At 66.7% G+C, this 23,013-nt stretch carries 24 protein-coding genes and 2 tRNA genes; 12 read left to right on the top strand and 14 right to left on the bottom strand.

The features are described from left to right. Nucleotides 1–7 precede the first annotated feature (7 nt). The 5 genes from gpmI to A6W98_RS02005 form a co-directional block, all read right to left on the bottom strand. Nucleotides 8–1,528, bottom strand: coding sequence for a 2,3-bisphosphoglycerate-independent phosphoglycerate mutase (gene gpmI / locus A6W98_RS02025; RefSeq protein WP_042457231.1), 1,521 nt, complete (start codon nucleotides 1,526–1,528; stop codon nucleotides 8–10). Nucleotides 1,529–1,704: 176 nt separating this feature from the next. Beyond that, entirely contained in the window at nucleotides 1,705–2,175 is a 471-nt protein-coding gene (rlmH, locus tag A6W98_RS02020) for a 23S rRNA (pseudouridine(1915)-N(3))-methyltransferase RlmH (protein ID WP_042464400.1), read from the bottom strand. After that, on the bottom strand, nucleotides 2,175–2,543 hold the full coding sequence (rsfS, locus tag A6W98_RS02015) for a ribosome silencing factor (RefSeq protein ID WP_042457228.1): 369 nt from the start codon (nucleotides 2,541–2,543) through the stop codon (nucleotides 2,175–2,177). The genes rlmH and rsfS overlap by 1 nt, the downstream gene beginning before the upstream one ends. Before the next feature lie 157 nt (nucleotides 2,544–2,700). After that, complete coding sequence (locus tag A6W98_RS02010) at nucleotides 2,701–3,294, bottom strand: SOUL family heme-binding protein (protein WP_052677887.1); 594 nt, start codon at nucleotides 3,292–3,294, stop codon at nucleotides 2,701–2,703. Nucleotides 3,295–3,307: 13 nt separating this feature from the next. Next, complete coding sequence (locus A6W98_RS02005) at nucleotides 3,308–4,663, bottom strand: mechanosensitive ion channel family protein (protein WP_042457225.1); 1,356 nt, start codon at nucleotides 4,661–4,663, stop codon at nucleotides 3,308–3,310. A 737-nt stretch (nucleotides 4,664–5,400) separates the two neighbouring features. Between A6W98_RS02005 and leuC the strand changes: the two genes are divergently transcribed. The 12 genes from leuC (at nucleotide 5,401) to A6W98_RS01950 (ending at nucleotide 14,479) form a co-directional block, all read left to right on the top strand. Further along, the gene (gene leuC, locus A6W98_RS02000) at nucleotides 5,401–6,816 is read left to right on the top strand and encodes a 3-isopropylmalate dehydratase large subunit (protein ID WP_042457222.1); all 1,416 of its coding nucleotides are present in this window, start codon (nucleotides 5,401–5,403) and stop codon (nucleotides 6,814–6,816) included. 147 nt (nucleotides 6,817–6,963) lie between these two features. Further along, nucleotides 6,964–7,497: an HdeD family acid-resistance protein gene (locus tag A6W98_RS01995; RefSeq protein WP_042457220.1), complete on the top strand. Its 534-nt coding sequence runs from the start codon at nucleotides 6,964–6,966 to the stop codon at nucleotides 7,495–7,497. 48 nt (nucleotides 7,498–7,545) lie between these two features. Continuing rightward, complete coding sequence (gene leuD / locus A6W98_RS01990; protein ID WP_042457217.1) at nucleotides 7,546–8,151, top strand: 3-isopropylmalate dehydratase small subunit; 606 nt, start codon at nucleotides 7,546–7,548, stop codon at nucleotides 8,149–8,151. Nucleotides 8,152–8,231: 80 nt separating this feature from the next. Beyond that, entirely contained in the window at nucleotides 8,232–9,269 is a 1,038-nt protein-coding gene (locus A6W98_RS01985) for an endonuclease/exonuclease/phosphatase family protein (protein WP_319801168.1), read from the top strand. 58 nt (nucleotides 9,270–9,327) lie between these two features. Continuing rightward, nucleotides 9,328–10,431: a 3-isopropylmalate dehydrogenase gene (gene leuB / locus A6W98_RS01980; protein ID WP_042457211.1), complete on the top strand. Its 1,104-nt coding sequence runs from the start codon at nucleotides 9,328–9,330 to the stop codon at nucleotides 10,429–10,431. A 144-nt stretch (nucleotides 10,432–10,575) separates the two neighbouring features. Beyond that, nucleotides 10,576–11,526: a DMT family transporter gene (locus A6W98_RS01975; protein ID WP_042457208.1), complete on the top strand. Its 951-nt coding sequence runs from the start codon at nucleotides 10,576–10,578 to the stop codon at nucleotides 11,524–11,526. A 47-nt stretch (nucleotides 11,527–11,573) separates the two neighbouring features. Beyond that, nucleotides 11,574–11,650: transfer RNA gene (locus A6W98_RS01970), tRNA-Pro, on the top strand. Nucleotides 11,651–11,784: 134 nt separating this feature from the next. Then, nucleotides 11,785–12,135 carry a hypothetical protein gene (locus A6W98_RS01965; RefSeq protein WP_042457204.1) on the top strand — a complete coding sequence of 117 codons (351 nt, stop codon included), beginning with the start codon at nucleotides 11,785–11,787 and terminating at the stop codon, nucleotides 12,133–12,135. A 100-nt stretch (nucleotides 12,136–12,235) separates the two neighbouring features. Continuing rightward, complete coding sequence (locus A6W98_RS01960; RefSeq protein ID WP_052677886.1) at nucleotides 12,236–12,535, top strand: ATP-dependent Clp protease proteolytic subunit; 300 nt, start codon at nucleotides 12,236–12,238, stop codon at nucleotides 12,533–12,535. Between the two features lie 50 nt (nucleotides 12,536–12,585). After that, nucleotides 12,586–13,083 (top strand): hypothetical protein, encoded by a 498-nt coding sequence (locus tag A6W98_RS20765; protein WP_042457203.1) that lies wholly within the window; start codon nucleotides 12,586–12,588, stop codon nucleotides 13,081–13,083. Nucleotides 13,084–13,241: 158 nt separating this feature from the next. Then, a complete protein-coding gene (locus A6W98_RS01955) occupies nucleotides 13,242–14,339 on the top strand; it encodes an integrase (RefSeq protein WP_042457200.1) in 1,098 nt (365 codons plus the stop codon). 60 nt (nucleotides 14,340–14,399) lie between these two features. After that, nucleotides 14,400–14,479: transfer RNA gene (locus A6W98_RS01950), tRNA-Ser, on the top strand. Nucleotides 14,480–14,531: 52 nt separating this feature from the next. On the opposite strand, the gene A6W98_RS21770 is transcribed toward A6W98_RS01950, so the two are convergent. From A6W98_RS21770 to A6W98_RS01905, 9 genes are all read right to left on the bottom strand, one after another. After that, complete coding sequence (locus tag A6W98_RS21770) at nucleotides 14,532–14,768, bottom strand: hypothetical protein (protein ID WP_231098343.1); 237 nt, start codon at nucleotides 14,766–14,768, stop codon at nucleotides 14,532–14,534. A gap of 405 nt (nucleotides 14,769–15,173) precedes the next feature. After that, a complete protein-coding gene (gene prpB / locus A6W98_RS01940) occupies nucleotides 15,174–16,085 on the bottom strand; it encodes a methylisocitrate lyase (protein WP_042457195.1) in 912 nt (303 codons plus the stop codon). Further along, nucleotides 16,086–17,258 carry a bifunctional 2-methylcitrate synthase/citrate synthase gene (gene prpC, locus A6W98_RS01935; protein ID WP_042457193.1) on the bottom strand — a complete coding sequence of 391 codons (1,173 nt, stop codon included), beginning with the start codon at nucleotides 17,256–17,258 and terminating at the stop codon, nucleotides 16,086–16,088. A 3-nt stretch (nucleotides 17,259–17,261) separates the two neighbouring features. Beyond that, nucleotides 17,262–18,794 (bottom strand): MmgE/PrpD family protein, encoded by a 1,533-nt coding sequence (locus tag A6W98_RS01930; protein WP_231098342.1) that lies wholly within the window; start codon nucleotides 18,792–18,794, stop codon nucleotides 17,262–17,264. Further along, on the bottom strand, nucleotides 18,791–19,159 hold the full coding sequence (locus A6W98_RS01925) for an acyl-CoA thioesterase (RefSeq protein WP_042457191.1): 369 nt from the start codon (nucleotides 19,157–19,159) through the stop codon (nucleotides 18,791–18,793). Before A6W98_RS01925 ends, A6W98_RS01930 begins: the two co-directional genes overlap by 4 nt. Before the next feature lie 450 nt (nucleotides 19,160–19,609). Beyond that, entirely contained in the window at nucleotides 19,610–20,074 is a 465-nt protein-coding gene (locus A6W98_RS01920; protein WP_042457190.1) for a pseudoazurin, read from the bottom strand. 15 nt (nucleotides 20,075–20,089) lie between these two features. Beyond that, nucleotides 20,090–20,851, bottom strand: a complete 762-nt coding sequence (locus A6W98_RS01915) for an ABC transporter ATP-binding protein (RefSeq protein WP_042457188.1) — start codon at nucleotides 20,849–20,851, stop codon at nucleotides 20,090–20,092. Then, nucleotides 20,848–21,888: a FecCD family ABC transporter permease gene (locus A6W98_RS01910; RefSeq protein WP_042457186.1), complete on the bottom strand. Its 1,041-nt coding sequence runs from the start codon at nucleotides 21,886–21,888 to the stop codon at nucleotides 20,848–20,850. Before A6W98_RS01910 ends, A6W98_RS01915 begins: the two co-directional genes overlap by 4 nt. Further along, entirely contained in the window at nucleotides 21,885–22,895 is a 1,011-nt protein-coding gene (locus A6W98_RS01905) for an ABC transporter substrate-binding protein (protein ID WP_042457183.1), read from the bottom strand. Before A6W98_RS01905 ends, A6W98_RS01910 begins: the two co-directional genes overlap by 4 nt. Between the last annotated feature and the right edge of the window lie 118 nt (nucleotides 22,896–23,013).

The raw sequence follows: 23,013 nt of genomic DNA, 5'->3' as shown, positions 1-23,013 counted from the left end.
GCCCGTCTCACGCGCCGATCAGGGTCTCGCCCGTCATCTCGGGCGGTTTCGGAAGGTTCATCAGCGCAAGCACGGTCGGTGCCAGATCGGCCAGCCGGCCGTCGCGGAGCCGCGCGCCGTCGGGGCCGCCGAACAGGATCACCGGCACCGGGTTCAGCGTATGGGCGGTATGCGGACCGCCGGTGGCGGGGTCGATCATCGTCTCGCAATTGCCGTGATCGGCGGTGACGATCATGGCGCCGCCGACCTCTTCAAGCGCGGCAAGCGCCCGGCCGAGGCCCTTGTCGACCGCCTCGCAGGCCTTCATCGCCGCGGCGACGATGCCGGTATGGCCGACCATGTCGGGATTGGCGAAATTGACCACGATCAGGTCGTAGCGGGCCTCGATCGCCTCGACCAGGCTGTCGGCGACCGCCTCGGACGACATCTCGGGGGCAAGGTCATAGGTCGCGACCTTGGGGCTCGGGGGCATGAAGCGGTCCTCGCCGGTCTCGGGCGCTTCCTTGCCGCCATTCAGGAAGAAGGTGACATGGGGGTATTTCTCGGTCTCGGCGAGGCGGAACTGCCGGAGTCCCTGCTTTGCCACCCATTCGCCGAGGGTGTTGACGATCTTGCGCTTGGGAAAGACCGTGGTCATCCAGGCGTTGTGCTCGACCGAATATTCGACCATCCCCAGCGCCGCCGCGAAATCGGGCCGGGTGCCGGTGTCGAAATTGTCGAAATCGGGCTGGACGAAGGCACGCAGGATCTCGCGGGCGCGGTCGGCGCGGAAATTGAGGCAGAACAGCCCGTCGCCATCCTTCATGCCGTCATGGCCCGCCACAACCGAAGGGTGGATGAACTCGTCGGTCTCGCCGCGGTCATAGGCCTTCTGCACCGCCTCTGCGGCGCTGGCGACCTCTTCGCCGAGCCCGTTGGCCATGGCGTGATAGGCAAGCTTCACCCGCTCCCAGCGATTGTCGCGGTCCATGGCGTAATAGCGCCCGATCACGGTGGCGATGCGGGCGCCCTCGGGCAGGCCCTGTGCAAGCTCGGGGATGAAGCGGTCGGCCGATTGCGGCAGCACGTCGCGGCCATCGGTGAGGGCATGGATGGCGACCGGCACGCCGGCCTCGGCGATGCAGCGGGCGGCGGCGAGGATATGGGAGATATGGCCATGCACGCCGCCATCGGAGACAAGCCCTATCAGATGCGCCGTCCCGCCCGAGGCCTTCATCTTCCCGATGAAATCGGTGAGGGCGGGCCGGGCGAAGAAGCTGCCATCCTCGATTGCCAGATCGATCTGGCCCAGATCCATCGCCACCACCCGGCCGGCGCCGATATTGGTATGGCCGACCTCGGAATTGCCCATCTGCCCGGAGGGCAGGCCGACATCGGGTCCGAAAGTGGTCAGGACGGAATGCGGGCAGCTCTGCATCAGCCGGTCGAAATTCGGCGTCTCGGCCAGAAGCGGGGCATTGTCGTCATGGGTGGGGCCGATGCCCCAGCCGTCGAGGATGCAAAGAACGACGGGTTTCGGTGTGGTCATGGCAAGGGCCCTTCTGCGGTTGAGTCCCTTCTAAAAGCCGAGGGGCGCGAGAACAACAGCGGGCTTATATGCCGGCCCGTCACATGACCGGGCAGAGGGTGGGATCAGGACCCGTGGTTCCGCGCGGGCCGCATCCCGGCGGGGGCGGTTTCCGGGTGTCTGGATCAGGAAGAAGGTCAGGCGCGATGATAGGGCAGGCCGGCGAGGATGGTGGCGGCACGGTAAAGCTGTTCGCTCAGCATGGTCCTAGCCAGCATGTGGGGCCAGACCATCGGGCCGAAGGACAGCACCGTTTCGGCCCGGCTCACCAGCGCCGGATCGAGCCCGTCGGCGCCGCCGATCACGAAGGCCGCATCGCCGCGCCCGGCATCGCGCCAGCGCGCGAGCAGCGCCGCGAGGTCGGGCGAGCCGAGGGTCCGGCCACGCTCGTCGAGCGCGCAGATCGCCGCGCCCTGCGGCAGCGCGCGGGTCAGCAGCGCGGCTTCGGCGGCGGGGCCGCCGCCCTTGCGGTCCTCGACCTCGGCAAAGCTCAGCGGGCCGAGACCCAAGCCGCGGCCCGTCCGGTCGAACCGGGCGGTGTAATCCTCGATCAGGTCGCGCTCGGGGCCCTTGCGCAGACGCCCCACGGCGCAGACATGGACCCGCATCAGGCCCGGGCGGGGGCCATTGCCGCGGCGGGCATCCACATTTTCTCGAGCTGGTAGAACTCGCGCACCTCGGGCCGGAAGACATGGACGATCACGTCGCCGATATCGACCAGCACCCAGTCGCCCTGATCCTTGCCCTCGACCTTGCAGCCGCGGCCCAGCTCTTCCTTGAGCCGGTCCTTCAGCTTTTCGGCGATGGCCGAGACCTGACGGGTCGAGCGGCCCGAACAGATGACCATGTAATCGGCCACGCTGGACTTGCCGCGCAGGTCGATCCGGACCACGTCCTCGGCCTTGTCGTCGTCGAGAGAAGCGAGAATGCGTTCGAGGAGCTCTTCGCTCGACACATCAGGGAGCAGCCCGCTCATGGCTGCCTTTGCTGCGGCCCCGTCAAAGGCCACCTCAAGATTGTGAGACAGGACATTGTCCTCCTACGTGGCGCGCCGTCGGTGCCCCGGCGCTGGGCATGAGACATATTTAGCATCGGATGGCCGAAATCTCAATGCGCAGGGCGGCCGGGCGGCGTCATCGTGCCACCGGATAGGCGACCTCGTTGCGCCGGTTCCAGGGCATCGTGAAGGGGTCGTCGTAGAACATCAGCCGCGCAGGCCCGCTCAGGCGCAGCCCCTGCGCCTTGGCCTCGGCCACCAGTTCGCGCCCGGCGGCATTCAGCCTCTCGGCCGTGGCGCGGCCGGAAAAGCGTGCCACCAGAAGGGTTTCGGGCGGCAGACGACGCAGCCTGACCCAGGATTCGGTGGGCTCGGGCAGGGTCTCGGGCGCCGCGCCCTCGGGCATGGTGAAGCGGATCGCCCAGCCCAGATCGGTTCGGGTCTGGCCGACCGGCACGGTCATGGCGATCTTTTCGCCTGCGGCATTCTCGCCGAAGATATAATGCGCCAATTCGCTGAAGCCGCGATTGATGGCGGCAAAGCGCGTCCCGTCGACGACCACTTCGGCGATGGTGCGGGCCGGATAGCGGCGCAGCTCGAAGGCTCCGGCCTGGCGCTCGACGCTGTAGGGCACTTCGGGATAGCCGCGATAGGTCTCGGCGCGGGCAAGGCCGCCCGCGAGCAGGGCGCCGGCGAGGACAAGTCCGGTCGGAAAGGCGGAAAGGCGCATCGGTCAGGGCTCCTTACTCTGGAAGAGGGTCGTCGGAAACGGTGTCGGGCAGAGGGTCCGCGGCAAGCCGGCTGCCGGGCAGAACCGTCACCTCGCGCTGCGGGAAGGGAATGGTGACGCCATTGGCCTTGAACGCATCCCAGAGCGCGAGGAACACCGCGCCGCGCACATTGGTCAGGCCTTCGCTCGGGTCGACGATCCAGAATCGCAGGATGAAATCGACCGAGCTGTCGCCGAAGCCCACCACATGGCAGACCGGCGGGCGCTCGGCCAGCACCCGGTCGACCCCGGCGGCGGCCTCGACCGCCAGCCTGCGCACCAGATGCGGGTCGTCGCCATAGGAGGTGCCGAAGAAGATGTCGAGCCGGACGAATTCGTTGGAATGGGACCAGTTGACCACCTGGCTGGTGATCAGATCCTCGTTCGGAATGAGGTATTCCTTGCCCTCGCGGGTGACGACCGAGACATAGCGCGCGCCGAGCGCGTTGATCCAGCCGAAGGTATCGCCAAGCGAGATCACGTCGCCTGGCTTGATCGACTTGTCGAGCAGGATGATCACGCCCGAGACGAGGTTCGAGACCACTTTCTGCAGCCCGAAGCCGAGCCCGACCCCGATCGCGCCCGACAGCACGGCCAGGCCGGTTAGGTCGAACCCGGCCAGCTTGAGCCCGAGGAAGACCGCGGCGCCGTAAAGGCTCATCTGCAGGATCTTGACGATCAGCACCCGCATCGAGGGCGAGATGTCGTCGTCGCGCCGGATGCGCGCGGCCGAGGTGGTGGCGATCAGCCGGGCGCCGGTGAAGAGCACGCCGGTCACCACCGCGGCCCTGATCAGGGTCAGCGCCGAGAGGTGCAGATCGCCCATGCCGAGCCGGAGCGAGTCGAGCACGGCCGCGGCCTCGTCGTCCAGGCCGATGACGTAAAGCGTGACATAGACCCAGAGCCCCCAGGTCACGAGCCGCCGCAGGAAGGGGTTGCGCACCAGTCGCGCGGCCAGGCCGACGAAAAGCCAGGCCGAGGCCAGGGTCGCGCCGATGGCCACCAGATAGCTGCGCGACGGCCATGTCAGCTCGCGCATCGCCCAGACCGTGATCCAGGCCAGTATCACCAGCAGGATGATCCGGAGCCGGCGCAGCAGGATCAGCGCGGTGCGGAAACGCCAGATCGGCCAGCCCTCGCGCGCCCGCAGCCAGCCGTAAAGCCGCCGGTAAAACATCCAGGCCCCGATCTGGGCCAGCGCGAAAAGCCCCAGCAGGATGCCGATCTGATACATCCGCCAGCCCGGGCGGGTGAGGCTCTGTCCGAAGCCCCGGGCCTGCTCGGCCAGCATTTGCAGCTCTTGCAGGATCGGGGAGGGATCGCTCTCCATGGGGGCTCCTTTTTTCCCAGATTAGGTCAGGTGGGCAAAAAGCCAAAGGCTGCATGCAGCGGATCGCAGGCGCGGGCGTCCACGTGGCGGAGAGGGTGCAGGCGACCGGGGTCTGCCGTTCACCTTTCCCCTTGCCGCCTTTCGGCGTCACGGTCCGCTTATGGAGGATTGGGTTGAAAAGCTCCGGCAGCGGTTGAGGTGTCGCCTGAGGTTGGAGCCCCGTTCTTCACAGCGGCAGAAAAGGTCCGTCTACGAGGCGGGGTCGCAGAAAAGCGGAGCCATGTCCCATGAGCTTGTGCTCTGAGACCTCGCAAGCGAGTTTTTCAACAGTATCGGATGGTGGCGGGCGCGGAGCTGAGCCTGGCAGCGGAGGCGAGCCGCCCGGTCGTGGTGCCTGTGTTGGTGGCCTTCGGGAGGCTCCGGAACGACATGCAACAAAAATGCGCGTTTTCCCTTCGTGGCGTCATGCATTTTGTCATTGGACACTAAATATGGGGCGAAGAGCCCTCGGTATGCCTATATCGTCAGCGTGACCTGCCGCCCCGGCATGCGCTTGCCCTTGATCGGCCCCGGGCAAAGGAGTATCCCGCTTTTATGAAACGCGTCTTCGACATGGACGACCGCGCCCGCCTGCCCTGGCGATTCTTCGGCGCGGCACGCTCGGTGCTCGCCCGCCTATAAGGCGGCGCCTGCACCCGTTTCTCCATTTGCCAAGTGACATAGCCGCGGAGAATTCCATGACCGGCAAGACCCTCTATGACAAGCTGTGGGATGCCCACCTGGTCGACCAGGCCGAGGACGGCACCTGTCTTCTGTATATCGACCGCCATCTCGTGCATGAGGTGACGAGCCCGCAAGCCTTCGAAGGGCTCAGGATGACGGGCCGCACCGTGCGCGCGCCCGAAAAGACCATCGCCGTGCCCGATCACAACGTGCCCACCACCGAAGGGCGCGACACCAAGATCGACAACGAGGAAAGCCGCATCCAGGTCGAGGCGCTCGACAGGAATGCGCGCGAATTCGGCGTCAACTACTATCCCGTCTCGGATATCCGGCAGGGGATCGTGCATATCGTCGGTCCCGAACAGGGCTGGACCCTGCCCGGCATGACCGTGGTCTGCGGCGACAGCCATACCGCGACCCATGGCGCCTTCGGGGCGCTGGCGCACGGGATCGGCACCTCCGAGGTCGAACATGTTCTGGCCACCCAGACGCTGATCCAGAAGAAATCGAAGAACATGAAGGTCGAGATCACCGGCACGCTGCCGCCAGGCGTCACGGCCAAGGACATCACCCTTGCGGTGATCGGCCGGACCGGCACCGCGGGCGGCACCGGCTATGTCATCGAATATTGCGGCGAGGCGATCCGCGCGCTGTCGATGGAAGGCCGGATGACGGTCTGCAACATGGCGATCGAGGGCGGCGCGCGCGCGGGCCTGATCGCGCCCGACGAGACCACCTTCGACTATGTCAAGGGCCGCCCCCATGCGCCGAAGGGCGCGCAATGGGAAGCCGCGCTTGCCTGGTGGAAGACGCTGAAATCCGACGATGACGCCCATTGGGACGAGGTCGTGACGATCCGGGGCGAGGATATCGCGCCGGTCGTGACCTGGGGCACCTCGCCCGAGGACGTGCTGCCGATCACCGGCACCGTGCCAGCCCCCGAGGATTTCGAGGGCGGCAAGGTCGAGGCCGCGCGGCGCTCGCTCGACTACATGGGCCTGAAGCCGGGCACGCCGCTGACCGAGATCAAGGTCGATGCGGTCTTCATCGGGTCCTGCACCAATGGCCGGATCGAGGATCTGCGCGCCGCGGCCGAAATCCTCAAGGGCAAGAAACTGGCGCCGGGCTTGCGCGGCATGGTCGTGCCGGGCTCGGGGCTCGTGCGGGCGCAGGCCGAGGAAGAGGGGCTCGACAAGGTCTTCACCGAGGCGGGCTTCGAATGGCGGCTTGCCGGCTGTTCGATGTGTCTGGGCATGAACCCCGACCAGCTGTCTCCGGGCGAACGCTGCGCCGCCACCTCGAACCGCAACTTCGAGGGCCGCATGGGCCGGGGCGGGCGCACCCATCTGATGAGCCCGGTCATGGCGGCGGCAGCGGCGGTCGCGGGGCATTTGACCGACGTGCGCGAATTGCTGGCCGAGACGGTCTGAGCCGGAGGCGTCGAAGGAAGTGACGGGCCGGATCCCTCCCTGTTTCAAGGCCGCCCGGGCGGCCGCCGGGCGGGATCCGCGCGCGGGAACCCATCCGTCGCCGCGGCCGTTGATTTGGCGACACAATCTCACATCAAGGAGGTTCCCATGAAAAACTGGCTCATCTACACGTTGATCGGCCTTGCACTCCTCATCGGCGGGGTGGTGGCGCTGGCCAACCCCTTCGCGGCCACCATCGCGGCAACGCAGATCGTCGGGCTCGTCTTCCTGATCGCCGGTCTGCTCCAGATGATCACGGTGATGCGGGGCGGTCCCGACTCGCATCGCTGGGTCAACGGCTTCGTCGGCATTCTGTTCCTGCTGGCGGGCCTGTCGATCCTGATCAACCCGCTGGTCGGCGCGGCCTGGATGACGCTTCTGCTCGGCCTGCTCTTCGTGGCCATGGGGGTCATGCGGGCGATGCTGTCCTTCACCTTCCGCCATACCAGCCTGTTCTGGCTGCTGCTTCTGACCGGGGCCGCCTCGATCCTGATCGGGGTCCTGATCTTCTCGAACTTCTTTGCCGCCGCCGAGACGCTTCTGGGGCTGCTGCTGGGGATCGAGCTGATCGTGGACGGCATCGGCCTCATCGCCTTCGGGATTGTGGCGCGGCGCCCGCGCCATGTCGAAACACCTGCCTGACCCAGCCGCCCGCATGCGGCGCGCCAGGCCATAGGAGACCTGAAACGAATGGACAAATTCGAGAAAATCACCGGCATCGCCGCGCCGCTGCCGCTCGTCAATATCGACACCGACATGATCATCCCCAAGCAATACCTCAAGACGATCAAGCGCGAGGGGCTGGGGGTGAACCTGTTCGACGAGATGCGCTACGATCAGGATGGCAACGAGATCCCCGATTTCGTGCTGAACAAGCCCGCCTATCGCGAGACCCAGATCCTGGTCGCGGGCGAGAATTTCGGCTGCGGATCCTCGCGCGAACACGCCCCCTGGGCGATCAAGGATTTCGGCATCCGCTGCGTGATCGCGCCCAGCTTTGCCGACATCTTCTTCAACAACTGCTTCAAGAACGGCATCCTGCCGATCCCGCTGCCGCAGGAGCAGGTCGACATCCTGATGAAGGATGCCGAGAAGGGCGCCAATGCCCGCATGACCGTCGATCTGGAAAGCCAGGTGATCACCACCTCGGACGGGGTCGAGATCGCCTTCGAGGTCGACCCGTTCCGCAAGCACTGCCTGCTGGAAGGGCTCGACGATATCGGTCTGACCCTGAACAAGGCGCCGGCCATCGACGGCTTCGAGTCGAAGATGGCGCAGGAACGGCCCTGGGTCTGACCCGGATGCGCAGGCCCGCCGCCTTGGTGCCGGGCCTGCTTGCCCTTTGCCTTGCCGCCCCCGCCCTGGCGGATATTCGCGTGGCAAGCTTCAATACCGATCTGTCGCGCAAGGGCCCCGGTCTGCTGTTGCGCGACATCCTCTCGGGCAAGGATTCGCAGGTGGCGGCCGTGCTCGACGTGATCACCGCCGCGCGCCCCGACATAATCGCGCTGCAGGGCATCGATTACGACCTCGACGGGCTGGCGCTGAGGGTGCTGGCGGACCGGCTTCGCGCCCGCGATCTGGACTATCCCCATCTCTTCGCGCTGAGGCCCAATACCGGCCTGCGGACCGGGCTCGATCTCGACGGCGACGGCCGTGTGGGCGGGCCGGGCGATGCCCAGGGCTTCGGATATTTCGCGGGGCAGGACGGCATGGCGATCCTGTCGCGCTTTCCGGTCCTGACCGACCGGGTCCGCGATTTCTCGGCGCTCGTCTGGCGCGACCTGCCCGGCGCCACGCTGCCCGAAATGGACGGCGCGCCCTTTCCCTCGGCCGAGGCGCAGGCGGTGCAGCGGCTCTCGACCACCGGGCATTGGGACGTTCCGGTCGATCTGGGCGGCAGCGTCCTGCATCTGCTGACCTTCCATGCCAGCCCGCCCGTCTTCGACGGTCCCGAGGACCGCAACGGGCTGAGGAATCGCGACGAGCTTCGGCTCTGGACGCTTTATCTCGACGGCGCGCTGGATGTGGCGCCGCCCCGGGGCCCCTTCGTGGTTCTGGGCGATGCCAATCTCGACCCCGAGGATGGCGACGGCCGCAGCGCCGCGATGCGCGCCTTCCTCGCCGATCCGCGCCTGACCGACCCGTTGCCCGAAAGCCCGGGCGGGGCCGCCGCCCCGCAGACCGGCGCCAATGCCGCGCAGCGGGGCGAGCCGGCGCGTGACACCGCCGAATGGGACGACACCCCCGAGGACGAGGCCCCCGGCAATCTTCGCGTCGATTACGTGCTGCCCTCTTCCGGGATCGAGGTGATCGGCGCGGGCGTCTTCTGGCCCGCCGATGGTCCGCTGGCCGAAACGGTCCGGACCGCCTCTCGCCACCGTCTCGTCTGGGCCGACCTGGCCTTGCCTTGACCCGACGGGACCGGCCCGCTACCCCACCCATAACCCTTCAAGACAAGGATTTTCGCCCATGAACAACACCCTTCTGATCCTGCCCGGCGACGGCATCGGCCCCGAAGTGATGGCCGAGGTCACCCGGATCATCGACTGGTTCGGGGACAAGCGCGGTCTCAAGTTCGACGTGACCGAGGATCTGGTGGGCGGCGCGGCCTATGACGCCCATGGCAAGCCGCTGTCGGATGCCACCATGGCAAAGGCGCAAGAGGTCGATGCGGTGCTGCTGGGCGCGGTCGGCGGGCCGAAATACGACACTCTCGATTTCAGCCTGAAGCCCGAACGCGGTCTGCTGCGGCTGCGCAAGGAGATGGATCTTTTCGCCAACCTCCGCCCCGCGCAATGCTTCGACGCGCTGGCCGATTTCTCGTCGCTGAAGCGTGACGTGGTCTCGGGCCTCGACATCATGATCGTGCGCGAGCTGACCTCGGGCATCTATTTCGGCGAGCCCCGCGGCATCGTCGAGGAGGGCGGTCAGCGCGTCGGTCTGAACACCCAGCGCTATACCGAGGCCGAGATCGACCGGGTGGCGCGCTCGGCCTTCGAACTGGCCCGCAAGCGCGGCAACAAGGTCTGCTCGATGGAGAAGGCCAATGTGATGGAATCGGGCATCCTCTGGCGTGAGGTGGTCCAGAAGGTCCATGACGAAAGCTATCCCGATGTGGAACTCAGCCACATGTATGCCGATGCGGGCGGCATGCAGCTTTGCCGCTGGCCGAAACAGTTCGACGTAATCGTGACCGACAACCTGTTCGGCGACCTCCTGTCGGACGTGGCCGCAATGCTGACCGGTTCGCTCGGCATGCTGCCCTCGGCAAGCCTCGGCGCGCCGATGGAGAACGGCCGGCCCAAGGCGATGTACGAACCCGTGCACGGCTCGGCCCCCGATATCGCGGGCCAGGGCAAGGCCAACCCGATCGCCTGCATCCTGAGCTTTGCCATGGCGCTGCGCTATTCCTTCGATCAGGGCGCCGAGGCCACCCGTCTGGAAAAGGCGGTCGAGCAGGTGCTGGCCGACGGTGTCCGCACCGCCGATCTGATGCAGTCCGACGGCGGCAGCCCGGTCTCGACCTCGCAGATGGGCGACGCGATCCTCGCCGCGCTTGACGCGAGCCTCTGATCCGACCCTGGGCGTGCGCCTGCTCGTGGCGCGCGCCCGTCCCTGCCCCTGGCGGCAGCGTTCCGCGCGGGCCTGAACGCCGCGCTTGCCCGGGCCCCGCAAATGCGGAAGGGTGAAGACCTACCGGTTTCACGAGCATGTCCCATGGCCGCATCGACCATCCGGGGCGCGGGATTCGCGCTGGCAGGCTTCGCCGTCTATTCCGGCCACGATGCCGTGGTGAAGGGGCTCGGCGTCCATTACGACGCGATCCAGATCCTCTTCTTAAGCGCACTCCTGGGCTTTCCGCTGATCGCGCTGATCCTCATCCGCGAGGGCGACGGCGGCAGCCTCTGGCCGCGCCGCCCGGGCTGGATCGCGCTGCGCACCGTCGCGGTTATGATGAACATCCTGATGGCCTTCTATGCCTTCTCGGCGATTCCCCTGGCCGAAACCTACGCGATCATCTTCTCGACACCCCTGATCATCACCGCGCTCTCGGTGCCGATCCTCGGCGAGCGGGTCGGCTTCCGGCGCTGGGCGGCCGTGGTGCTGGGCCTGATCGGCGTGCTGATCGTGCTGCGCCCCTGGGGGGCATCGGAGCTGAGCTTCGGCCATCTCGCGGCCCTGATCTCGGCGGGCAGCAGCGCGCTGGTCTCGGGGATCGTACGAAAGATCGGGAACGAGGAACGCAGCGTGGTGCTGTTGCTCTATCCGCTCCTGGTCAATGTGGTGCTGATGGGATGTCTGCTGCCGGTCGTCTACCGGCCGATGCCGGTCGTGCATCTGGGCGGCATGGCGCTGGTCGCGATCGGGGCGCTGACCGCCATGTGGCTGATGATAAACGCATATCGCGCGTCCGAGGCGGCGACGGTGGCGCCCATGCAATATTCGCAGATGATCTGGGCGGTGCTGATCGGTTCCCTGTTCTTCGACGAGACCCCGGATGCCACCACGCTGATCGGCGCGACGGTGATCGCCGCCAGCGGCTCGATTCTGTTCCTGCGCGAGGGCCGCGCGCAGGTCTCCGGGAATCGGCCGGCGCTCCATGCCACCGACCGCGCCGGGGTCGCGCCGGGCCCGGTGCTTCCGGGTGTCGAAGAGCCCCCCGAATGACCTCTTGCCAAAGCAGGCAGAGCGCGTTAAGTCCCCCGTCACACGGTCGGAGTGTAGCTCAGCCTGGTAGAGCACTGTCTTCGGGAGGCAGGGGCCGGAGGTTCGAATCCTCTCACTCCGACCAAGTTAAATCAACAAGTTAAGGCCAATCCCAGATCCACAGAAACGAGTGGAAACTGTGAGGCCTCACAGATTTGCGCCAAAGACGGTCGCAAATCCAAGATTCTCTCCAAAGATATCAAGCCCGCGCATAAGCGGATGGCGCGGGTTCTCGGCTATGCGCTGACCTATGCGTCCTTCGATGGCTGGGACTGGTTCCGCCTCCTGGCCATGGTGCGACTCACGGCGCGCGAGCGGGCCTCGCTGGCCTATGCGGCGTTGCGGTCGCTGGAGCCCGAGCAGGCCGAAATGACGGCGGCCACAGTGCTGCGCGCGGCCGGGGCGCCCATGCCCCCGTTCCTGCGCGGGATGGAGGAAGCCCGGTTCTGGGCCTCGCACGCGAATCGGGCCGAGCTGAAAGCCTTCGCGCTGGCCTCTTTCGAGGCGATGGCGCCGCGCGATCAGACCGCGTTCCTCCGGCATATCTCGGAAATCGAGGTGGCGGCATGAGACGGCTTGCCAATCCGAAGAGCCAGCGGCCGAGCAGCAGCTACCTCGCCGCCGCTCCCTCGGCGCAACCGCAACAGCCCCCCAAAGCTCAGGTGTCAGAATGACCGAAACCCTTCATATCTACGGGCCGATTGGCGAGGGCGAGAATACCCCGCCCCGGATCGGCGCCTTCCTGGACGACAATGCGGGCGTGCCGGTGGTGATCGCCGTCAACTCCTATGGCGGGATTGCCTCGGACGGGGCCGCGATCCTGGCGCAGCTCGACCGGCACGGGCAGGTCCGGGTGGAAGTGTTGGGCGTGGCGGCGTCTGCCGCGTCGCTCCTGGTGATGGGGGCGGCCGAGATCGCCATGCACCGCGCGGCGCATCTGATGATCCATGAGCCGTCCAATCTCGCCTGACGGTTCGCGTCCTTCGCGAAGCCGGACTGTTCACAACTGGCGCTCGGGGCGTGAATGCCCCGGACATCACTCTTCTTGACGCCGCCCGCGTAATTATTGCCGTAGTGGCATCCACCTCACCCAGTCGCGCGGCGCGTGACGTGACGTATTTCGGGGCGCTCAAGCCGGATCTCCGTCGCGGAAGCGATATCGACGAAATGGGGTTGGACCCCGAAAAGACACTTGAGGAGGCTTTGGTGAGCTTTCTTCAAGATGGGCTACCTCCTTCCGCCACTTTTGTGGGGGAAGGTCTTCGTCTCTCAGACTGCGGGCAAGCTGCTCTCTATTTCGGCGGCGGATGGGTGGAATATCACCAGCGTGAACGGTGGGAAGCCTTCATGGCGGAACGTGCGGCCAGCCACGGTACATCTCGAAAGTCTCCGCTCGCGGACGATACGGATGACCTCCTCCGCTCAAACGCTGCTTCCAAGATCAACAGATCGGCCGACTTTTCCTTGGTTCAGATCTTGGAAATCGGCGTTGAGATGACGGGCCGAGAAGTCGGATAGATGACGGCCACGCTAACAATTACGGTCATGGAAGCCGCGAAGCGATTAAACGCCCCCAGAGCGACCGTCGCGCGCGTAGCGGAGCAGCATGGACTGATTATCCGTTTCGGAAACCGGAAGCGGATCGACCCCAACGACCTTCCGGAGATCATGGATCTATGCCGCAGCAAGCCAAAGGGCCGCGTCTCTACCGCCGCAAGGATACCGGAATCTACATCATCCGCGACACGGGACGCGGGGAGCGTTCAACGGGCACTCGCGACCGCCGACAAGCTGAAGCAGCTCTCGCGCAATACCTCGCAGACCGCGACCGGCCAAGCGGCCCGGCTACACCAGACGAAATAACGGTGGCGGAGGTGTTGAGTATCTATGCCTCCGAACACGCACCCACGGTCGCCGACCCGGCACGCATAGCTTACGCGATTGAGCCATTGGTCAGGTTCTGGGGCGATCTTCCTGCGTCCGCGATCAAACGCGAAACCTGCCGCGCCTATGGGCGTCAGAGGCGGAAAGTCACGAAGCGCGACCCAAAGACCAAGGAAGTTCTGGAGACTGCGCCGGTCAGCGTTGGCACTATCCGGAAAGAGCTCGGAACCCTAGCCGCCGGGGTCGGCTATTGCGCAAGCGAGGGCTATCTGGTCAATCCGCCTACCGTTCACCTCCCGACAAAGCCCCAGCCCAAAGACCGCTGGTTGACAAGAGGGGAGGCTGCCCGGCTCTTGTGGGCCGCTTGGCGAAATCCCGAGGCGAAGCACATCGCGCGGTTTATCCTGATCGGCCTCTACACCGGCACCAGGAAGACCGCGATCCTACGCCTCCGCTTCATGCCGAACACGACAGGCGGCCACGTCGACACCCTGAACGGGCAGATGTATCGCCGCGGTTCGGCCCAATTGGAAACGAAGAAGCGTCAACCGCCCATCCGGATTGCTCCGCGCCTTCTCGCACACCTTCGCCGCTGGGAAAGCCGACAGGATCGCTGGGTTATCGAGTTTCGAGGGCAAGGAGTCGGTTCGATCAAGACGGCTTGGGCTACGGCTGTGCGCGACGCTGGGCTCAGCAACACGGGCGTCACTCCCCACACGCTGAGACACACGGCGATTACTTGGGCGATGCAGGCGGGAGGCGACATCTACGAAGCCGCCGGATACTTCGGCGTCAGCATCGAAACGATGTTCAAGGTCTATGCCCACCACCACCCGGACCACCAGTCCGACGCCGTGGCCGCCGTTGGCAGGGGTGGGCGGAAACTGTGATGCCACACAAGTTCAACACGGAATTCGCCGATCAAGGGCGAACAAAAGCAGGGGCGAAAAGGGAATGCAGGGTGAACAAATGGCGTTGAGTTGTCTTCGGGAGGCAGGGGTCGGAGGTTCGAATCCTCTCACTCCTACCAATAAAATCAGTGGCTTAGAGAATTCCGAAATCTCGCCCTGCAAGGAAACCCCTCACTTCCAGCCGTCCAGGGTCTTCGCGGTAGCTTCCTGGAAGCTCGGGTGATGGTGCAGGTATACCGATTCGAGCGTGACGAAGGCGCCGCCGTCCCAGGCGCCATGGGCGCGCAGGAACTCGGCCACCTCGCGCGCCCTCGCCTCGTGTTCCGGGGCGAAGGGCGGCGCGGCCAGATCGGCCTGCATATGCCCCATGCGGTCCTTGACCGTCACCGTGTGGCAGGGCGCGTCCACCCGGGCGCCGTCGCCGGTGCCGTAGTGCGTCGCGAACCATGCCGCGACCGGCGTCTGGTGGCTGCCGCGGGCGGCGACCGTCGACAGGGGCGCGCGCGGGTCATGCCCGGCATGGGCGGCTCAGCCTCGCGCGCAATCGCGTCGAGGGTTTCATACGAGCAGCTGGTCCGGGCGTTGGATTGCTTGCTCGCCCCGCCCCGGCAGCTTTCCGCCTGGCAGGGCTTTGCCAGCTCACCCGGCCGATAAGGGCCGGCCGGGTGACGATTTCCGGCGTCATGATTTCATAGACGAGTTCCCAGCGGGGCAGAGAGACGAGGAGGCCGTCGGTCGGTTCGGGCAGCCGCCGCAAGGGCGGTGCGCCCGATTTCCTGACGGGCTTCATCCCCCTTGCCGCGCAGGCCTCTCTCAGACGGGTTCCGGCGCCACGCTGGCCACGATCGAGCGGTCGAGCGTCTCATAGGCATTCAGCCCGATGGTCTCGTACAGCTCGGCGCGGGTCTGCATCTCGGGGATCTGCCGGGCCGTCGAGCCAGAGCGCACCAGTTCGGCGTAAAGCCGCTCCTGCGCCTTGTTGGCCACGCGCAGCGAACTGACCGGCCAGATCACCATGTCATAGCCCAGCTCCTGGAATTCGGTCGCGGTCAGGGACGGCGTCCGGCCGAATTCGGTCATGTTGGCCAGAAGCTTCACCCCCGGCAGCCGGGCGCGGACCTCGCGGAACATCTCGACCGAGGTCAGGGCTTCGGGGAAGATCGCCTCGGCCCCGGCCTCGACATAGAGCTTCGCGCGGGCGACCGCCCCCTCGATGCCTTCGGAGGCCGCCGCATCTGTGCGCGCGATGATGAAGAGATCGCGCCTCGCGCGGGCGGCGGCGGCGATCTTGGCCGCCATGTCCTCGGGGCGGGCCAGCTTCTTGTCGTTCAGATGGCCGCATTTCTTGGGCAGAAGCTGGTCCTCGAGGTGGACGGCGGCAGCGCCCGCCTCCTCGAAGGTGCGGACCATGTGCATGACGTTCAGCGCCTCGCCATAGCCGGTATCGCCATCGACCAGAAGCGGCAGGCCCGAGGCGCGCGCGATCTGGCGGATGAAGAAGGCGACCTCGTCCACCGTGATGATGCCGAGATCGGGCAGCCCCATCTGAGCGGTCATCGCCGCCCCCGACAGGTAGAGCCCCCCGAACCCGGCGGCCCTGGCCTGCAAGGCTGCCATGCCGTTATGGGCGCCGGGCAGGCGGTAGATCCCGGGCCGGGCCAGCGCTGCGCGGAACCGCGCGGGCGCCGGGCGATCGGGAAGGTCATTCGCAACGAGATAGGGCATTTATGCCTCCGTCTGATCGGTCAGAAGCCCGCCGCGCTGGTCGAGCGGCAGGAAGCGGCGGTTCTCGGGGCCGATGTAATTGGCCGAGGGGCGGATGATCTTGCCATCCGCGCGCTGTTCGACCACATGCGCGCCCCAGCCTGCCGTCCGCGCGATCACGAAGATCGGCGTGAACAGCTCGGTCGGCACGCCCAGCAGGTGGTAGGACACCGCCGAGAACCAGTCGAGATTGGGGAACATGCCCTTGGCATCGGCCATCACCTCCTCGATCCGCTCGGCGATGTCGAACCGCCGGGTCGCGCCCTCATGCTCGGCCAGATGCCGGGCCACGCGCTTGATGACCACGTTGCGCGGATCCGACACGGTATAGACCGGGTGGCCGAAGCCGATGATGACCTCCTTCGCGGCAACGCGGCGGCGGATATCCTCCTCGGCCTGGTCGGGCGTGGCATAGCGCTTCTGGATCTCGAAGGCGGCCTCGTTGGCGCCGCCATGCTTGGGGCCGCGCAGGGCGCCGATGGCCCCGGTGATCGCCGAATAGATATCCGCCCCGGTGCCCGCGATCGAGCGCGCGGTGAAGGTCGAGGCGTTGAACTCGTGCTCGGCATAAAGGATCAGGGTCGTGTGCATCGCGCGCACATGTTCCTGGCTGGGGGCCGCCCCGTGCAGCAGGTGCAGGAAATGCCCCGCCACGGTCTCGTCCTCGGTCTCGACCTCGATCCGGCGGCCGTTCCGGGCGTAATGCATCCAGTAAAGCAGCATCGAGCCCTGGACCGCGATCAGCCGGTCGGCGATGTCGCGCGCGGCGGCCGGGTTCTGGTCGGCGGGTTCGGGCAGCACGCATCCCAGGGCCGAGACGCCCGAGCGCAGCACATCCATCGGATGGGTCGCGGCCGGGATCGCCTCCAGCGTCTGGCGCACCGCCGCGGGCAGGCCGCGCAGCCGGCGAAGCTTGCCCTTGTAGGCGGTCAGCTCGGCGGTCGAGGGCAGGTGGCCGTGGATCAGAAGATGCGCGATCTCCTCGAAATCGCAGGCCTCCGCGATGTCGAGGATGTCATAGCCGCGGTAATGCAGGTCGTTGCCGGTCTGGCCGACGCTGCAAAGCGCCGTATTGCCTGCGACGATGCCCGAGAGGGCCACGGATTTCTTCGGTTTCCTGATGATGCCGGTCATGGATCAGCTCCGGTCGAAAAGGCCACGGGGACGCGGCGCGCCCAGCTTTTCGGGCGCGACGGTGAAATTCAGGATGCCAAGCCCGGCCTCGGGAATATCCGCGAGGTTCTCGGCGGCATTGAGGAAGCGGTCCTGCTCCTTCGGGTCGAGCACGCCCTCGGAGAGTGTCAGGAACTTCTTGACGTAATTGGGCCGCTCGAAGGGCCGGGCGCCATGCGGATGGGCATCGGCCAGCGCGATCTCGTCCTCGATCACCCGGCCGTTCTTCAGCGTCACCACCACGCGGCCGCCGAAGGCCTTCTCCTGCGGGTCGCGGCTGTGATAGCGGCGCGTCCATTCCGGGTCTTCCCGGGTCGAGATCCGGTGCCACAGATCGACCGTCGAGGGCCGCGCGGCGCGTTCTGGCGCATAGGATTTCTCGTGATGCCAGGCGCCGTCCTCGAGGGCCACGGCGAAGATGTACATGATCGAGTGATCCAGCGTCTCGCGGCTGGCTGTGGGGTCCATCTTCTGCGGGTCGTTCGCGCCCGTGCCGATCACGTAATGGGTGTGGTGGCTGGTATGGATCACGATGCTCTCGACCTGGCGCAGATCGCCGATCTCGCCACGCAGGCGGCGGGCAAGATCGATCAGTGCCTGGCTCTGGTATTCGGCCGAATGTTCCTTGGTATAGGTGTCGAGGATCGCGCGTTTCGGCGCGCCCTTGCCGGGCAGCGGCACCTCGTAGACGGCCTCGGGACCCGACAGCATCCAGGCGATGAAGCCGTCCTCGCCCTCCCAGGCCGGGCTGGGCGCGCCTTCGCCGCGCATCGCCCGGTCGACGGCCTCGATCGCCATCTTGCCGGCGAAGGCAGGCGCATAGGCCTTCCAGCTTGAAATCTCGCCCTTGCGCGATTGCCGTGTCGTCGTGGTGACATGCAGCGCCTGCTGGATCGCCTGATAGATCACCTCCTTGGGCAGGTTCAGCGCGGTGCCGATCCCGGCCGCGGCCGAGACGCCCAGATGCGCGATATGGTCGATCTTGTGTTCGTGCAGACAGATCGCCTTGACCAGATTGACCTGGATTTCATAGCCCGTCGCGATGCCGCGCAGCAGCGCCTGGCCCGACAGCCCGCAATGCTGGGCCACGGCGAGGATCGGCGGGATGTTGTCGCCGGGATGCGAATATTCCGCCGCCAGGAAGGTGTCGTGGAAGTCGAGCTCGCGCACCGCCACGCCATTGGCCCAGGCCGCCCATTCGGGCGACACGCGGGTGTCCTTGGGCATCCCGAAGACCGTCGCGCCGCGCTTGTAGGGATGGCACAGCGCCTGCGCCCGGGCCGAGGCCACCGGACGGCGCGCCACCGAGGCCGCCGCCACTGCCGCGTTGTCGATCACCCGGTTCACGATCATCTCGGCGGTGTCGTCGGGAACCGAAACCGGATCGGCGGCGAGCTCTGCCAGTTTCCAGGCCAGCTGCTCCTCGCGGGGCAGGGCCTCGGCCGATTTGTGCATGCGCAGCCGGTGCAGTTCAATCTGCGGTGCTCCGTCCTTCATTGGGTCTTCTCCTCCTTGGGGATGGCTATCGGGGTCGGGCGACCGTTCTCGTCGACCGCGACCATCTCGAAACGGCCGGTCATCGCCAGATGGCGCGCGCCGGTCGTCAGTGTCTCTGCCTCGCCCGTCACCTCGACGCTCATCGAGCTGCGCCCGATGCGGGTCACGACGGCGGTCAGCTCCAGCGCCTCGCCGGGCAGGACGGGGGTCCGGAAATCGATCTTCTCCGATCCCGCCATCACCACCGTGCGGCGGGCGCGGCGGCTGGCGACCAGGAAGGCGGCCTTGCTCATCATCGCGAGCCCCGCCCCCGCGAAGAGCGTGCCATGGGGGTTGACCGTCTCGGGAAAGATCAGCGCGGTCATCCGGGCGGATCCGGCCGCTACGCCTGTGTCCTGCGGTGATGACAGGGGCATTGTTTGCAACCTTTGCATTTCTCAGAAGCTCTCTTCGGCTTAGCCAGAGGGCTTAAGCCTGGGAAGGACTGAAAATGCGAAGGAATGCGAGCATATCGGTGCGATATGCGAAGGTTGCGAATTCCGGGGTGGCGTGAAGACGGCTGTTTCCGGTGGCAGGCTGCGGCCGCTCCGCGAGACCCGGGGGGCTTGGCCGCGCGGCCCGGCTATCTCGACCGGGTCGAGCGCAACCAGCGCCCGCTGGTGATGCAGGCGCTGCTGAAGATCAACGCGGTTTCACGCGATATGTTCGGGAAGGGAAACCGCTGTGCTGAATACGCGCGCGGCCCGCCTCTGCCTTTTCGGGCCGCAGGCCGGGGTCGCGCGCGGATCACGTCGGCGTTTTGCGCCGACGTGATGTCAGGGATGTGCCTCTGCCTGCTCGGAACCGGTGTCCTGGCGGGCGATGATCTCGCGCAGGCGCTTGTCGGCCCGCGTCGGAAGTCCGGCGGGCAGATCCGCCTCGGCCGCGGGCTGGGCGCCAACCTGGATCAGCATGACCATGCCCATCGCGAAATGCGGCGAACATTTGATCCCGTAGATGCCGGGCTCGGTCAGGGTGACCTCGATCTCTTCGTTGATCTGGCCCTTGAAGGGCTCTGCCCCGGCCGGGAGCATCTCGTCGATGGTGCCGGCATTATGGCCCGGCGCGGTGGGCAGGAACCGCACGGTATCGCCGGGCTCCATCACCAGATAATCCGGCTCGTAGACCATCGGCCCCGAGGCATTGCGGTTCAGCATCTTCACCTCGACCGTCTTTGCCGCCGCGAAGGGGGCGGAGAGGATCATGGCGGGCAACAGGACAGAGAGAGCAAGTCTTCGCATCGTTTGCGTCTTTCATCAGATAGGCTTGAAACGGAGAATGCGGACCCCGTCGGCGGGGTCCGTCAAAAGATGGGCCTCGACCCCGAACACCTTGCGCAGCAGGGGCGGGACGAGGATCTCGTCGGGCGGGCCGAGCGCGATCAGCTGCCCGTCCTGCAACACGGCCAGCCGGTCGCAGGCCATCGCCTCGTTGAGGTCGTGCAGCGCGGCGATGGTCGTCACCGGCAGCCCCTCGACCAGGGCCATGATCGACAGCCGCGAGCCGATATCGAGATGGTTGGTCGGTTCGTCGAGGATCAGCACCCCGGGCCGCTGCGCCAGCGCGCGGGCGATATGGACCCGCTGCCGCTCGCCGCCCGAAAGCGTATGCCAGTAGCGGGCGGCAAAATCCTGCATGCCGACCGCGACCAGCGCCGCCTCTACCGCGGCCTCGTCCTCGTCCGAGAACGGATGCAGGGCCGACAGCCAGGGCGTGCGGCCCAGTTCGACCGCGTCGCGGACGGTGATCCGCTCGGTCGTTTCGGCCTGCTGCTCGACCAGCGCCACGCGCTGCGCGACGTCGCGGCGGGGAAGGCGGCTCAGGGGCTGGCCCTCCAGCCGCACTTCGCCTTCGCTTGGTGCCCGGATGCCTGCCAGCATGCGCAGCAGGCTCGATTTTCCCGACCCGTTCGGACCGATCAGCCCGAACCTTTCGCCGCGCCTGACCGACAGGGTGACGTCAGAGACGATGGCCCGTCCCTGCACCCGCCAGCCAAGGCCTTCACCGCTCAGGATCATTTCCGGGCCCTCCCCCGGATCAGGATCGCCGCGAAGGCGGGCGCGCCGATCAGCGCGGTGATCACGCCGATGGGCAGCACCTGTCCCGGGATCAGGATGCGCGAGACGATATCCGCCGCGATCAGGAACACCGCCCCGGCCAGTGCCGAGGCCGGCACCAGCAGGCGGTGGCGCCCGCCGACGAGAAACCGCATCGCATGGGGGATCACCAGCCCGACAAAGCCGATGGCGCCGACCAGCGACACGATGAGCGCGGTGACCAGAGCCGCGGCCCCGATCAGCACCGCCTGCACCCGGCGCACGTTGATGCCGAGCGAGGCCGCGCTGTCCGCCCCGAAGGTGAAGGCGTCGAGGCTGCGCACATGCCAGAGACAGACCCCGAGCCCCAAGGCCGCGGCGGGGACGGCAACCAGGCTGTCCTGCCAGCGGGCACCGGAGAGATTTCCCAGAAGCCAGAACATGATGCCGCGGGCCTGTTCGGCATTGGCGGATTTCGCGATCAGGAAGGCGGTCATCGCGTTGAAGAGCTGTGCCCCGGCAATCCCTGCCAGAACGATCACGCCTGCCGCCTGCAGCCCGGTGCCGCCGCCCGCCGCGCGCGCCAGGGCCGCGACCATGACGAAGGCCAGCAGCGCCCCGGCGAAGGCGCCTGTCGAGAGCGAGAGCGCGCCCGCGCCGAACCCGGCGACGGTGACCGCGACCGCGCCGGTCGAGGCTCCGGCGGAAATCCCCAGCAGATAGGGATCGGCCAGCGCATTCCTCAGCAATGCCTGCAGCACGACACCCGACAGGGCGAGCCCCGCCCCGCAGGCGGCCGCCACCACCGCGCGGGCGAGGCGGTAGTTCCAGATGATGCCCTCATCGATCCGCGCGACCGGGTAGACGGTGCCGAACAGCTTGTTGCCCAGGACCTGAAGCACGGTCGAGGCGGGTATGCGGGTCTCGCCGATCGCGGTTCCGGCGATCAGCGCGGCCAGCAGCACCGGGGGTGCGATCCACCCCCAGTGCCAGCGGGCCCGACGGGCGCGCGACCTCATCCTTGCAGATCGAGTCCGGCCAGGGCCGCAGACAGTTCTTCCAGCCCGTAGACCGCCCGCACGGTCGCTTCCATCGCCTGGAGATCCATCACCACGATCCGGTTCTCGCGGACCGCCGTCATCTCTTTCGCGACCGGATCGGTGCGGAGAAACTCAAGCTTCTTCTCGACATCGTCGGCGGGGAAGCGGCGGCGGGTCATCTCGGCCAGCACGATCACCGTCGGATCGGCCTTGGCGATGCTTTCCCAGCCGACGGTGGGCCATTCCTCGTCGGAGGCCACCACATTCTCGATCCCGAGCTGTTGCATCATGTAGCCCGGCGCGCCCTTCCGCCCGGCCACATAGGGGTCGATGTCCATTTCGGCGGAGGAGTACCAGAACACCGCCGAGACCCCTTCGGGCAGATCCAGCGCCCGGGCATGTTCGATGGCCGCGGCCTCACGCGCCTTCAGCTCGTCGACCAGCTCGGCGCCGCGATCCTCGACATCGTAGATCCGCGCCAGTTCCTCGATCGACCGGTGGATCGAGGCGGTCGAGAACATCTCGCTCCGGGTGCCGTCCGAGCCGCGGCTGTTGTCCTTGCTTGCGCAGTCGCTGGGCAGCACATAGGTCGGCACGCCGATATCATGGAACATCTCGCGGGTGGCGACGATGCCCTGGGGGCCGACATGCCATTCATGTTGCACGGTCACCAGATCGGGCGTCTCGGCCGCCACGCTTTCAAAGCTGGGATCGTTGTCGGCCAGCCGCGGGATCCCGGCATTCAGCTCGGCGAATTGCGGCAGGACATTGGTGAACCAGACCGAGGTGCCCGTCACGGTGGGCCCGAGCCCCAGCAGGTAGAGGATCTCGGTCGTGGCCTGGCCGACGGTGACGGTGCGCGCGGGGGCGGCGTCGAAGGTCAGGGTCTGGCCGCAATTCTCCAGCGTCAGGGGATAGTCGGTGGCCTGGGCCGTGCCCGCGCAGACCAGAAGGGCCGCCGAAAGGAGGGCAGTCTTGGTGTTCATGGAAATTCTCCGGAAATTGGCTTCCGGGCCCCGGGGTTCGCGGGTCGGGCGGATGTCAGTTCTTTGGCTGGCGCAAGCTGCGCCTGGCTGAGCACGGCCGAAAGATCCGGGCATGAAC

Source organism: Rhodovulum sulfidophilum DSM 1374 (genome assembly GCF_001633165.1).
GTDB lineage: Bacteria > Pseudomonadota > Alphaproteobacteria > Rhodobacterales > Rhodobacteraceae > Rhodovulum > Rhodovulum sulfidophilum.
This window is presented reverse-complemented; position numbering and strand designations above follow the sequence as displayed.